This window comes from Calidithermus terrae (assembly GCF_003574345.1).
GTDB classification, from domain to species: domain Bacteria; phylum Deinococcota; class Deinococci; order Deinococcales; family Thermaceae; genus Calidithermus; species Calidithermus chliarophilus.
In genome coordinates this window covers 1-12,491 of sequence record NZ_QXDL01000122.1, presented here as the reverse complement: position 1 = coordinate 12,491, position 12,491 = coordinate 1, and the positions used below count along the sequence as shown (strand labels likewise).

Here is a 12,491-nt window from a genome sequence, read left to right as displayed (position 1 = left end):
CCTCGGGGTGGGGGAGAAGCGGGTGCGCTCCCTGATGCGGAGGGAAGGCCTGCTCCTTACCCGGAAGCCCCTCAAGCCCAGGACCACTCTCCCGGAAGAGCTTCTCCCGGAGGGGGTGCCCAACCTTCTGCTGGGGCTTGAGGTGACCGGCTTCCACCAGGTGTGGGTGGCGGACCTGAGCTACGTGGTCCTGGGGGAGGGGGTGGCCTACCTGGCGGTGGTGATGGACCTCCACACCCGCAAGATCCTGGGGGTGGCCCTGGGGCCGAGGCTGTCCCAGGGGCTTGCTCTTGCGGCGCTGGAGATGGCCCTTAGGGAGGGATGCCCCGAGGTGCACCATTCGGACCGGGGGGTGCAGTACACCTCCAGGGCCTATGTGGAGCGGCTTTTGGGGCTAGGGGTGAGGCTGAGCTACGCGGGGACGGGGAGGCCCTGGGAGAACGGGCACGCGGAGCGGCTGATCCGGACCGTCAAGGAGGAGTGGGTGGACCTGCGGGAGTACCGGACTCTGGAGGAGGCGCGGGCGTCGGTGGAGGCGTTCGTCTTTGAGGTGTACAACCGCAAGCGTCCGCACTCGGCCTTGGGGTACCTGACGCCTGAAGCTTTTGTGGACAGCCTGTTGAAAGGGGGTGGGAGCCCTGACTAAACTGACCGGTGAGGTGGTGCAAATTTAGGGGCGCAGTACACAGAAGACCTCCTTGACCCTGACGAGGACTTTGAGGACTGGGAGGAACTGCAGGAGATGTTATACCCTTTCCTGTTGTATCCTTCGTTTATGACCGTAGCCGACCACCTGACCCTGAACGAGCTATGGCGGAGGGTCAAGAAGGCTGAGGATCCGATAGAAAGAATCCGCTTTCTGGCGGTCTACCACGCCAAGCGGGGGCTCACCGCCAAGGAGATCGCCAGGATCACCTTGAACAGCTCCCGCTGGGTGCAGGAGACGGTGAGGCGCTACCACCAGGAAGGCCCCGAGGCCCTGAAGGACAAGCGGCACCAGAACCCAGGGCAGCAGCCCAAGCTTACCCCCGAGGAGCAGGGGAGGGTTCTGGAGGCTCTGCAGGGCCCTCCTCCCGATGGGGGCCTGTGGACGGGGCCCAAGCTGCGGGACTGGGTGGAGCGGGAACTGGGGAAGAAGGTCTCCCTCTACCCCATCTACCGCCTCTTGCACGAGATGGGGTTTGCCCTGCGCAGCCCCCGCCCCCGGCACCGGAGGGCGGACGTGCAGGCGCAGCAGGCGTTTAAAAAAAGCTCTCCGCGGAGGTCCAGCAGGCCAGGGCGGAGGGGCGGAGGGTGAGGCTTTTGGCTTACGACGAGCACCGACTTGGGCTTAGGCCGGTGTACCGGCGGTGTACCGGCGGGTGTGGACCCGGCGGGGGGAAAGGCCTTTGGCGCTGGGAGCGCATCGGTATCGGTGGTCCTATGTATACACCTTCGTGGAGCCGCAGACGGGCAGGAGCCTGAGCCTTCTGGTAGACGGGGTGGACACCGAGGTGATGGGCTGGGTTTTGAGGGAGCTTCGCGCTTGGCTTGGGGAGGACGAGGCCTGGGTGGTGCTGGACCGGGCAGGGTGGCATGTGTCCGGGCGGCTGGAGGTACCTGAGGGGATCCGGCTGGTCTTCCTTCCGCCCTACAGTCCCGAGCTGCAGCCGGTGGAGCGGGTGTGGCCCTTGGTGAACGAGGCGGTGGCGAACCGGTACTTCCAGGACCTGGAGGAGATGATGGAGGTGGTGGCCGAGCGGTGCCGGGTTCTGGAGGCGGATCCACAGACCCTCAGGCGGCACACCCTCTTCCACTGGTGGCCCAGGACGAAGACATCAGCATAAAAGGGTATTATACAAAACCTAGCCCGAATCGGACGGTTACCTTTTGCAGGTTATCCCAGTCAAGCTATCCGAATGAGCATTTCCAAAGGACACACGTGCGGCCCCTTGGGCAAGTAGCGATGTAAATCGGGGCGGTTACCTTCGGGGCTGTTGGTGCTCCTGACCACCAGCAACCTCGGCTCCACACACTGACTTCCCCTTTTGGTAAGAAACAGCATGGTGGAGAACAAGCCCACCCCAAGCAAATGTTTGCATACTGGCTGCAAATGCAACAAAACCCGCTGTGCTCTATAGTACGTCTGTGACACAAAAAACTTTATGGAGCCGATTTTCTTATTTTTGGCATAACGGGTTTTTCCCCTCGCGCGCGAAGGAGCCCGGCAGTCAGCCGGGCCCTGGCTAACCTGGACTCCCGGTTAGCGCCGCTCCACGTCGGAGGTGACCCCCACCGACCAGACCATAGCCGCGTTGTTGACCCGGGCCAGTTGAGCGGGTTCGAAGTGCTGGCCGAGGGCGGCGAGCTGGTCGGCCAGTTGCCGCAGGCGGGCCCGGAGACGGGGGAGGCGGGGGTCCTCGAGGCCCTCCAGCTCCCCGCACAGGCGCTCGGCCTCGTGGGCCAGGGCTTTGGCCTCCTCCTGGCCCGACACCTCAGGCAGGCGCCGCAGCAGGCGGTAGACCTGGGCCACGCGGTACTCCAGCAGCACCCTGCGGTGCCCCGGCGTGCCCTCGGGGTGGGGGGCGGGTAGGGTCAGGCGGTGCCGCTCGGGGCCGTGGGCCTCAACGTCTACCTCCAGGACCGCGCCGCTGCCCCCGAGGGCGTTCAGCCCCAGCAGCCAGGTGCGCCGCTCGCCGGGGGCCATGGCCCCGCAGAAGCCCCGCCGCCCCTGCTGCCAGGCCCCCAGCCAGGGCGTAGCCGCCGCACCCGAGAGCTTCAGGTGTACGCCGCCCAGCACCGCCCGCCGCAGGAAGGCCAGCTCGGCCAGCAGGGCGGTGCGCAGGTCCTCGGCCCGCTCCTCGCCCACGTAATGGTGCCCCCCGCCTCCTTCGACGGCCATATCGGCCAGGAGCAGTGCGTCGTAGTCCTCGCCGAAGCCCACGGTGCTGGTCTGCACGCCCTCGACGGCCTGCTGCCTGACGGCGGCCAGGATGCGCCGCGGGTCGGTGACCCCACAGTTGGCCAGCCCGTCGCTCAGGAGCACCACCGCTTCGGGGCCGTCGGCTCCTCCCACCAGCTCCGCGCCCCGCTGCCAGCCGCCCAAGAGGTCGGTGCTGCCGCGGGCCCCGAGCGAGGCGATGAAGCGTCCGGCCTCCTGTAGGCTGCGGGGGGAGCAGTGGAGGACCTCGGTGTCGTAAGCCACCAGGTGCAGCTCGCCGCCTCCCTCGAAGCTCTGCTCGGCCAGGGCCAGCGCGGCCTCCTGGGCGGCGCGCAGCTTCCCCCCGGCCATCGAGCCGGAGCGGTCGAGCACCAGGGACAGGGTGGGCGGGGGCAGGCGCGGGGCCTCCTTGGGGGCGATGACCTCCACCAGCAGCAGGTCGTTGTCCTCGACGAGCGAGCGCTTGAGCTTGACGATGGCCATGCGTTACCTCCGGGCCATGAGTCTAGCCGCCGCCCCCCTTCCGACCGTCGGAAGGGGCCCCCAGGCCTGCCCTGGGCGGGCCATGCAAGATATCAACCACGTCGCCCCCACGTGCAAGCCCACGCCTGGGGGGCCGCAGGCCGTTCCGGGGTGGCTCGCGCCCCGCCCCTCGGTGGGGTGGCTCGCCCCGGCGGTGGGGGAAACCGCGCTGGAGCGCCGCGCCCCCGGCGCATGGCCGAGTTCTTAGACCCCGGCCTCGTCCGGCCACTGCTGGGGGGCTCCTGGAGCCCCTACAGCTTCTACAAGAGCCTGGGGCAGCTAATCCTCATACCTCCGCTCCTTGGGCCATTGGACTTCCACCAGAACCCCGTTGGCCATCTTCTGCCCGACGAAAATGGCCCAGTGCTCGCTCCCGTCCTCCGCCACCGCCAGGTGGTAGGCGTGGGGCAGCAGCACCGGGCGGGCCCGACCATCCTCCTCCGAGGGCAGGTAATGGCCGGGGAACTCGGCGATGGCCCGCTCGAAGGGCGCCACGAAGATGCGCTCCAAGGGCGCGGTGGTGCCGGTGGGCAGGTGCTGGCGCGGCCTGGCGACGAGGGCCAGGTAGCCGCCGGGCTTGAGCGCCCCGACCGCGGGCGCCATCAGGTCGTGAACGATGTGCTCCAGGTAGTCCACGTAGGGGTCCACGTAAGGGGCGTCGGGTGGGCGTACCCAGTTCCTCACCGACCAGCGCGTGAAGACGGGCGGGTGCAGCACCAGCAGGTCGGCCACCGGCTCGGGGTAGTCCTGGGGCAAGGTGGCGACAGGGGCCTCGAGGATGCCCTCCCCCATGGGCCGGATGTCGCGCCCCTCCGCCCGGCGGCCCAGGCGCAAGGCGGCCCGCACCACCGCGCCGGTGCCCGCCATGGGGTCGAGCACGAACTGCCCTGGCCGGGTGTACACCTCCACCAGCGCCTCCGCCACGTAGGGGTGCAGCGCCTCCGCGCCTTGGAGTTCGGGGTCGGAGGGGTAAATCCACACGGGGCTATGGCGGGGTGAGAACCGGCGCTCGGGCCTGGCCAGCAACTCCTTCAGGGCCTGCCGCGGGCCGGGGCTGGCGAGGGCTGTCTCGAGCTGCTCCTGGCTTAGCTCGCCCTGCTCCAACCGGCGCTTGAGCCGTTGAACCTGGCGCATGGGCATCCCCAGGGACAAAGCCCGCCGGAGGGTGTCCGGGTAAAGCGCCAGCGGCAGCACCTCGTAGCGCAGGTACTTCTCCCTCAGGCCGGTGCGCTCGGCCAGGGCCCCGAGGTGCCCGTCGCCCGCCCCCAGCAGGGCCTGGGCCACCTCGGCTTCAGGGAGGTCGGGGGCGCCCAGGAGGCGTCGGGCCTCCCGGAGGACGCGGTTGAGGACGGCGGTAGCGTTGGGCATGCTTGGTTCCTCGTATCAGGATTTTGCCCTATTTTTGCGCCCGAGCAGCCAGTCGCCGGGGCTCACGCGGTCGTGCTCGGCGGCCAGGTCCTCGACCGACATCGAGACGTAGCGGTCCACCATCTCCATGGTGGAGTGCCCGAGGCGGCGCCGCAGGCCCAGGGCGGTGCCCCCGTGCAGCAGGTAGCGCACCGCGAAGGTGTGGCGGAAGGCGTGGGGGTGGACGTTGACCTTGGCCGGGTCGAGCCCGGCCCGCCGGGCCACCTGCCGCAGCATGTCCCGCACCCGCAACCGGCTGAAGGGCTCGCCCTCGTCGGTGGTGAAGAGGTAGCCCACCCCCGGCTGGGCCTTGCGCTCCTTGGCGACGTAGGCGTTGAGGAAGCGGGCCACCCGGTAGCCGTAGAAGGCCGGTCGGTCCTTGTCGCCCTTGCCCCGCACCCACACGCAGCGGGTCTCGGTGTTGACGTCCTCCAGCCGGATGCTGAGGGCTTCGCAGACGCGCAGGCCGGTGTCCACCAGCAGCAGGATGAGGGCGCGGTCGCGCCAGGGGTTGCGCCCCCTGGCCGCCGCCTTGAGCATGGCCTCGAGCGCCTCCGGCGGGATGGGCTTGATGGGGCGGTCGGCCTGCTTGGGGACGCCCGCCTGCTTGACCGGGTTCTCCCGTCCCCACAAGCCCTCCTCCTTGAGGAAGGAGAAGAAGCGGTGCAGGTCCCTGGCGTACCCGCTGACCGCGAGGCCCCGCTCCAACAGGTACAGCCAGTACTCCCGCACCAGCCAGTGGCTGACCTCCTCGACCTCCGCCACCTGCTTGCCCTCGCAGAAGCGCCGGAAATGCCCCATGGTGTGCTCGAAGTGCTCCAGCGTCCCCGGCTTGGCCCCCTGGCTGCGCAGGTATATGAACAACAGCTTCACGGCTGCTTCCACCCTCACCATGACCTCCTTGGTGGGGCAGTTAAGCGCTCCTGTGCCGGTGATGTCTCACCCGAGGATGAGAACAGCCTCAGCTTTTTAGGGGGGCTTGGATTGTTGTGTGTAGGACGAGGTTCGCCTGACTCCGCGGCGCTTGTGGTCGGGGCGACTGGATTCGAACCAGCGACCCCCTGCTCCCAAAGCAGGTGCGCTACCAGACTGCGCTACGCCCCGTTGCACCTATGGGACTTCCGGCGCACCTCGGGTCATGCGAGACCCGTCCTCAAAGATAGCACGCACTATCGCGCGGGTAAAGCCTCGGTGAGCTGGTCGATGGTTCAATTCAAAGCCTGCCGTCACACTGTCTCCATGAAGCCCAGCCTTTGGACCGTTTTGCTGCTCAGCTTCAGCGTGCTCGCCTTCGCGCCCGAGCGGGCCAAGGCCGACCTGGACTACCTCGTAGGGATCGGGCCCCGGGTGGCGGGGAGCCCGGCGGCGGCCCAGGCGGCCGAGTACCTGGCGGCGCAGGCCAGGGCGGCGGGTTATGCGGTGGAGTTCCAGCCCTTCAGCTACACCCGCAGCCGCGACACCGGCAGCAGCTTGAGCCTGGGGCCGACCCGCCTCGAGGCCCTCGCGCTCTCCGGCAGCCCCGGTGGGACCTTCGAGGCCCCCCTCCAGGCGGTGCCCGGGGTCGGCGCGGCGGGTGATTACGCCGGGCTGGACGTGCGGGGCAAGATCGTGGTGGTGCGGCGCGGGGTGATCCCTTTCCTGGAGAAGGCCCGCCAGGCCGCGGCCCAGGGCGCGGTGGCGGTCGTGGTGGTGAACAACGAGCCCGGGGCGGTGCGCGGCACCTACGGGGGCGTGGGCCCCATCCCGGGCGTCACCGTGTCCGGCAGCGAGGGGGAGGCCCTGTTCGCCCGCAGCGGGGAGCGGGCGCGGCTGGTGGTGGGGGCGGTGCTCGAGCAGGCCCAAGCCCGCAACGTGATCGCCCGCCGGCCCGACAGCAGCGCGCCCAGCGTGGTGGTGGGCGGGCACTACGACTCGGTGCAGGGGGCCCCGGGGGCCAACGACAACGCCTCGGGCACGGTGACGGTGCTCGAGCTCGCCCGCAGCCTGGCGGGGGAGGGCTGGGCTAAGGACGTGTGGTACGTGTGGTTCGACGGGGAGGAGGACGGCTTGTGGGGCTCGCGCAACTTCGTGCAGGCCTTCCCCGAGCGGGTGCGGGGGCTCAAGGCCATGCTCAACCTCGACATGGTGGGGGTGCGGGCCAGCCCGGCGCTGGGGGTGGGCGGCGATGCGGCGCTGCTGCGGCTGCTCGAGCAGAGCGGGGCGCAATTCAACGACATCGGCAACTCCGGGGGCAGCGACCACGTGCCCTTCGCCCAGGCCGGGGTGCCGGTGCTGTTCTTCCACTGGGGCATCGACCCCAATTACCACCAGCCTACCGACACCGTGGCCGACCCCAAGCTGCTGGCCGAGACGGCGGTAGCGGTGCGGGCGGCGCTCGAGCGCATCCTCAAGCAGTAGGCGCTGGCCCTCGAGCCGGGCTCACGACAGCCCGACGGTCTGCCCCTGCTCGTCCAGGTCGATGCGCTGGGCGGCCGGCGTCTTGGGCAGGCCGGGCATGGTCATGACCTCGCCCATGTAGGCCACCACGAAGCCCGCGCCGCAGCGGGCCTTGAGGTCGGTGACGGTGACGCCGAAACCCTCGGGGCGCCCGCGCAGGCGGGGGTTGTCGGAGAGGGAGTTGGCGGTCTTGGCGACCACCACGGGCAGGTGCTCGCAGCCCTCCTTGGCTAGCTGCTTGAGGGCCTTGCGGGCCTCGCGGGTGTACTCGACCCGGGCCGCGCCGTAGACCCGGGCGGCGATGGCCTCGATCTTCTGGGGGAGGGTGGCCTCGAGTTCGTAGGCGAAGCGCAGGGTGCCGGGGGTCTGGAGGGCCTCCTTCACCGCCCCGGCCAGCTCCAGTCCCCCCTCGCCGCCGCGGGCGTGGACCTCGGCACGGGCGAAGCGCAGGCCGTGTTGCCGGGCGAAGGCCTCCAGCAGCGCCAGTTCCGCCGGGGTGTCGTCGGGGAAGCGGTTGAGGGCCAGGACCGGTTCGAAGCCGTGCAGCCGGACGTTCTCCGCGTGCTTGAGCAGGTTGGGCAGGCCCCGGCGGGCGGCCTCGAGGTCGGAGGGCACCTCAGGCTGGGTTGTGGTCATGCCCTCAAGCTAATCCCGGACAGCAGTTATACCGGCTTCACAAAGCTACGCTTCAAATCCGTCAGGGGTACATCTTTGTGAAGCCCAGGGCACCCCCTTCGGCCGGGGTGGATAGCCTCCCATCGGCAGACTATCCACCCAAACCTGGTATTACAAACGTCCTTGGCGAGCCTCGGGGAGCGGTCAGCCATCAGCTTGTGGCTCGTGGTTGCCCCACCCGGCCCGCGGGCGGGAGGGTTTATCCCCCCCCCGGCCCCCCTTGCTAAGGGGGGTGACAAGGCGTCCTGCGTACGACGTACGACGTAGGACGTAGGACGTGCGTTTTGCGTCTTGCGTTCGGCGTACGACGTAGGACGTACGACGCACGACCGCGTCCGGCTATCGACCATCGACACCCACCCCCTAAGGCATCCAGTTCCCCCCGCAGACGATCACGGCGATGCGCTTGGGCAGCTCGCAATTCATCAGCACCGGGCCTAGGGCCAGCCCGGCGGTGGGCTCGACGACCTGCTTGAGGCGGCTCATCATCAGGCGCTGGGCCTCGAGCGTCACCGCGTCGGGCACGGTGAGGATGCGGTCTACGTGGTTTTGCATCACCGGGAAGGTACGCTCCCCGACCATCAGCGTTCGCACGCCGTCGGCCACGGTCTGGGGGGCGCGCTCGAGCCGGACCCGATGGCCGGTGCGGAGGCTCTGCTGGGCGTCGTTGGCGTTTTCCGGCTCGACCCCGATCACCTCGCACTCGGGCCGCAGGTGCTTGACCACGGTGGCGATGCCCGAGATCAATCCCCCGCCGCCCACCGCCACCAGCACGGCCTCGAGGCCCTCGACCTGCTCGAGCAGCTCGAGCGCCTGGGTGCCCTGGCCCGCCATCACCGCGTAGTCGTCGAAGGGGTGGATCAGCGAGTAGCCCAGCTCCGCCGCCTTCTGCCGCACGACCTCCTCGCGGTTCTCCACCGTCACGCCCTCGTCGAAGACCTCCGCCCCGTAGGCCCGCGTGGCCGCCTTCTTGGTTTCCGAGGCGTCCTGCGGCATCACCACCAGCGCCGGGACCCCGATCACCCGCGCCGCGTAGGCCGCGCCCTGGGCGTGGTTGCCCGAGGACACGGCGATGATGCCCTTGGGGTTTTGCAGTTGCAGCGCGGCGTTCACCGCCCCCCGCGCCTTGAAGCTCCCGGTTTTCTGCAGGTGCTCGGCCTTGAAGAAAAGCTCCTTGCCGAACATCCGGTCGAGGTCGCGGCTGGTGAGCACCGGCGTGCGGTGAACGTACGGGGCGATACGGCGGGCCGCGGCTTGGACGTGCTCGAGGGAGATCACCTCGCCATTGTAAGAGGGGAGAGGGGAATGGGAGGTAGGAGGTGGGGAGTAGGGGGTGGGAAAGCAATGGCTAACGTTCGCTTCTCCGGCCCTTGACCCTCGCCCCCCGACCCTCGACAATGGTTCAGCTATGCGGTTGGCGGTGCGAACCCTGGGCTGCAAGGTCAATCAGGTCGAGTCGGACGCGCTGGTCGGGCTGCTGCGGGCGCTCGAGCCCGAGGTGGTGCGGCTGGAGGAGGGGGCCGACCTGGTGGTGATCAACACCTGCGCCGTGACCACGACCGCCGAGGCCGACGCCCGCAAGGAGGTGCGCCGGGCGCGGCGGGCCAACCCCGAGGCCTTCATCGTCGTCACCGGCTGCTACGCCGAGCTCGCCCCCGACCAACTGGCCGAGCTGGGCGCCGACGCCGTGGTGCCCAACGCCCGCAAGGCCGAGCTGCCCCGGGTGATCCTCGAGCACTTCGGCTTCCCCTCCGACCCCCTCACCACCCCGCCCAACGAGTTCTGGGGGGCCGGGGATCGCGGCCTGCTCAACAACTGGGTGCGGGCCTTCGTCAAGGTGCAGGACGGCTGCAACGCGGGCTGCGCCTACTGCGTCATCCCCCGGCTGCGCGGGCGCGAGCGCCACCGCGAGAGCGCCGACGCGCTGGGCGAGGCGCGGGGTCTGCTCGAGGCCGGCGTGCAGGAGATCGTGCTGACGGGGGTGCGGCTGGGCTCCTACAAGGGCCACCCGCGCGGGGTGGCGGGCCTGGTCGAGGAACTCGCCCTCATGGGGGCCAAGGTGCGCCTGAGCTCCATCGAGCCCGAGGACACCGACGAGGCCCTGCTCCGCACCCTCGCCCGCCACGCCCCCCAGGTGCGCCCCCACCTGCACCTGAGCCTCCAGTCGGGCTCCCAGCGCCTGCTGCGGCTGATGGGCCGCCGCTACGACAAGGACTACTACCGCGAACTGGTGCTGCGGGCCTACGAGCTCATCCCCGGCTTCGCCCTCACCACCGACGTCATCGCGGGCCTGCCCACCGAGACCGAGGAGGAGCACCAGGAGACGCTCGAGTTCCTGCGCGAGCTGCGCCCCAGCCGCGTCCACGCCTTCACCTACACCCCCCGCCCCAAGACCCGCGCCGCCTCCTTGCCCCAGGTGCCCGTCGAGGTCCGCAAGCGCCGCACCCGCGAGGTCATCGCCCTGGCCCAACAACTCGCCGCCCAGCGCATCGCCCCCAAGCTCGGCAGCCGCGTGGAGGTGCTGCTCGAGTCCCGCCGCGGCGGGCAGTGGGTGGGCCACACCCCCGACTACTACGAGGTCCTGGCCGACGGCCCCGCCTCCAAACAGGGCCAGACCGTGTGGGTACGGGTCGAGCGCCTCGAGGGCTACACCCTCATCGGGCCGGTAGAGGCCGTAAAGGAAGAACCTCAGCGCATGCTTTTGCCGATGGCGTGAGGGTTTTTAGCCGTCAGCTTTCAGCCGTCAGCCGTCAGCGGTAGGCCCGTGGTTTGTCAAGGGTCGAGGGTCTAGGGCCAAGGCGTCTGGCGTCTTGCGTTCGGCGTTTGGCGTGTTGCGTACGACGCAGGACGTACGACGTACGACCCACCCCCAGCGCCCGGCTATCGGCCACCGGCTACCCCAACCGGTCCCGCCGCGCCTCGAGGAAACCCTGCACCCACCGCACCACGAAGCCCAGGCAGATGAAGATGGTGGCGAACTGGGCCATGGTCGCCACCGGGCGCTCGACGCTGCCCCCGCCCAGCAGGGTGAGGAAGTCGGGGACGCCGCGCAGCGAGCCCAGGATGCCGAGCACGGCCAGGCCCAGCGCGGCGCTCAGGGCGGGGCGCCGCAAGGTGGGGTTCTTGTCGCCCGCGATGCCCAGCAGGGCGATCAGCAGGCCCAGGGCGCCGGGGATGAAGGCGGTGGGGGTGGGCTTGGCCGCGGTCACGGCCACGGTGCTCACCAGGATCAGCAGGATGCCCGTCCAGAGGGCTCGAGCGGTCATGGGCTCACCCTAAAGAAGGGCGGGGCAAAAGTCTGTGAGGCCGCCTCATTTCCCGCCCTTGCGGTGCTTGAGGGCTTCGCGGACCGAGAGGGGAGAGAGCCGGGCCCGGTTGGCCTCCACGAAGGCGTACACCCGCTCGGGGTCGGCGTAGGCGTACTGCCGCAGGGCCCAGCCGATGGCCTTGCGGATGAAGAACTCCTCGTCGGGGGCGTTCTCGAGGCAGTAGCGGAACAGCCGCTCGGCGTCGGTCTGGCCCTTGTAGCCGAGCTGGTGCAGGATGGCCGAGCGCCGCACCCAGAAATCGGGGTGCCGGCTCCAGCGGTCCATCTCGGGCCCCAATTCCGGGATCCGCGCCACCAGCGGCCCCACCACGCTGCTGGTGAGGGCGTCCACGCTGTCCCACCACGGTTTCGCCCGCAGGAGGGCTTCGAGGAGCTCGAGGCTGTGCCCGCTCAAGGTCTTGCGGTTGGCGTGCAGCACGGCGACGGCGGCGTACTGGAACTCCCGCTCGGGCAGTTCCCACAGGCCCTGCGCCGCCGCGTGCAGCCAGGCTTCGTCGTGCCCCTTGCTCCGGGCGAGCAGCGGCTTGACCAGGGGCCCGAGCTGCGGCCGCTTGAGCCCGAGGAAGGGGAAGCGGTTCTTCATGTAGCGGGCCATGGGCTCGGCCTGGGCGGGGTCGCGGTGGGGCTCGAGGGCGGCCCGGACCTGGCGTACGAATTCCGTGGGGGTCATGCTTTAGAGTATTCCGCATGGACAACCCCACCGTCTTCGGCAAGATCATCCGCCGCGAAATCCCCGCCAGCATCGTCTACGAGGACGAGGAGTTCATCGCTTTCAAGGACATCCACCCCCGCTCGAAGGTCCACGTATTGGTGTGCCCCAAGGAGTACATCCCCACCCTGGCCGACTACCCCGACACCGAGGAGGGCGCGCTCAAGCTGGGCAAGCTGATGCTCACCGCCAACCGCATCGCCCGGCAGATGGGCCTCGAGGGCTACTTCATCCGCGTCCACGTGGGCGAGAAGGGCGGCCAGGAGGTGTTCCACGTGCACGTGCACCTGCGGTCGGATGCTTGAGGGGGTCGTACGTCTGATGCGGGTCGGGCGTCCTACGTCGTACGTCGTACGCCAAACGCAAGACGCCAAACGCCAACCGCCAACCGCAAGACGCAAGACGCCCTTTCTTCATCCCCCTTAACAAGGGGGGCTGGGGGGGATAAACCCTCCCCGCGGGCGGGGAGGGACGGGATGGGGGTAACCACAGGC

The 12,491-nt window shown here is 69.4% G+C and carries 11 protein-coding genes, 1 tRNA gene and 2 pseudogenes; 6 read left to right on the top strand and 8 right to left on the bottom strand.

Annotated features, from left to right (window positions below):
* The 3 genes and pseudogenes from Mterra_RS13665 to Mterra_RS13655 all read left to right on the top strand — a co-directional run.
* Positions 1–646: pseudogene (locus Mterra_RS13665) on the top strand (IS3-like element ISMesi1 family transposase); the annotation flags it as partial.
* Between the two features lie 129 nt (positions 647–775).
* A complete protein-coding gene (locus Mterra_RS13660; RefSeq protein WP_245971630.1) occupies positions 776–1,297 on the top strand; it encodes a winged helix-turn-helix domain-containing protein in 522 nt (173 codons plus the stop codon).
* Between the two features lie 52 nt (positions 1,298–1,349).
* The gene (locus Mterra_RS13655; protein ID WP_119315676.1) at positions 1,350–1,826 is read left to right on the top strand and encodes an IS630 family transposase; all 477 of its coding nucleotides are present in this window, start codon (positions 1,350–1,352) and stop codon (positions 1,824–1,826) included.
* A gap of 416 nt (positions 1,827–2,242) precedes the next feature.
* Here the strand turns inward: Mterra_RS13655 and Mterra_RS13650 are convergent, their stop codons facing one another.
* From Mterra_RS13650 to Mterra_RS13635, 4 genes are all read right to left on the bottom strand, one after another.
* Positions 2,243–3,403 carry a vWA domain-containing protein gene (locus Mterra_RS13650; protein WP_119315675.1) on the bottom strand — a complete coding sequence of 387 codons (1,161 nt, stop codon included), beginning with the start codon at positions 3,401–3,403 and terminating at the stop codon, positions 2,243–2,245.
* Between the two features lie 318 nt (positions 3,404–3,721).
* Positions 3,722–4,810: a DNA methyltransferase gene (locus tag Mterra_RS13645; RefSeq protein ID WP_170159670.1), complete on the bottom strand. Its 1,089-nt coding sequence runs from the start codon at positions 4,808–4,810 to the stop codon at positions 3,722–3,724.
* A gap of 15 nt (positions 4,811–4,825) precedes the next feature.
* Entirely contained in the window at positions 4,826–5,740 is a 915-nt protein-coding gene (locus Mterra_RS13640) for a tyrosine-type recombinase/integrase (RefSeq protein WP_170159669.1), read from the bottom strand.
* Positions 5,741–5,876: 136 nt separating this feature from the next.
* A tRNA-Pro gene (locus Mterra_RS13635) sits at positions 5,877–5,953 on the bottom strand.
* A gap of 135 nt (positions 5,954–6,088) precedes the next feature.
* On the opposite strand from Mterra_RS13635, the gene Mterra_RS13630 reads away from it, so the two are divergent.
* Positions 6,089–7,246 carry a M28 family metallopeptidase gene (locus Mterra_RS13630; RefSeq protein WP_119315673.1) on the top strand — a complete coding sequence of 386 codons (1,158 nt, stop codon included), beginning with the start codon at positions 6,089–6,091 and terminating at the stop codon, positions 7,244–7,246.
* Positions 7,247–7,267: 21 nt separating this feature from the next.
* Here Mterra_RS13630 and Mterra_RS13625 read toward each other — a convergent pair.
* Both Mterra_RS13625 and Mterra_RS13620 read right to left on the bottom strand, forming a co-directional pair.
* Positions 7,268–7,891, bottom strand: a pseudogene (locus tag Mterra_RS13625) (formate--tetrahydrofolate ligase); the annotation flags it as partial.
* A 432-nt stretch (positions 7,892–8,323) separates the two neighbouring features.
* Positions 8,324–9,238 (bottom strand): threonine/serine dehydratase family protein, encoded by a 915-nt coding sequence (locus tag Mterra_RS13620; RefSeq protein WP_119315671.1) that lies wholly within the window; start codon positions 9,236–9,238, stop codon positions 8,324–8,326.
* 130 nt (positions 9,239–9,368) lie between these two features.
* On the opposite strand from Mterra_RS13620, the gene Mterra_RS13615 reads away from it, so the two are divergent.
* Positions 9,369–10,676, top strand: coding sequence for a MiaB/RimO family radical SAM methylthiotransferase (locus tag Mterra_RS13615; RefSeq protein ID WP_119315670.1), 1,308 nt, complete (start codon positions 9,369–9,371; stop codon positions 10,674–10,676).
* A gap of 178 nt (positions 10,677–10,854) precedes the next feature.
* Here Mterra_RS13615 and Mterra_RS13610 read toward each other — a convergent pair whose 3' ends face one another.
* Both Mterra_RS13610 and Mterra_RS13605 read right to left on the bottom strand, forming a co-directional pair.
* The gene (locus tag Mterra_RS13610) at positions 10,855–11,226 is read right to left on the bottom strand and encodes a hypothetical protein (RefSeq protein ID WP_119315669.1); all 372 of its coding nucleotides are present in this window, start codon (positions 11,224–11,226) and stop codon (positions 10,855–10,857) included.
* Positions 11,227–11,271: 45 nt separating this feature from the next.
* Positions 11,272–11,958: a DNA alkylation repair protein gene (locus tag Mterra_RS13605; protein WP_119315668.1), complete on the bottom strand. Its 687-nt coding sequence runs from the start codon at positions 11,956–11,958 to the stop codon at positions 11,272–11,274.
* 17 nt (positions 11,959–11,975) lie between these two features.
* Here Mterra_RS13605 and Mterra_RS13600 point away from each other — a divergent pair, with 17 nt between their 5' ends.
* Positions 11,976–12,302, top strand: a complete 327-nt coding sequence (locus Mterra_RS13600; RefSeq protein ID WP_027892750.1) for an HIT domain-containing protein — start codon at positions 11,976–11,978, stop codon at positions 12,300–12,302.
* The last annotated feature ends 189 nt before the right edge of the window (positions 12,303–12,491 follow it).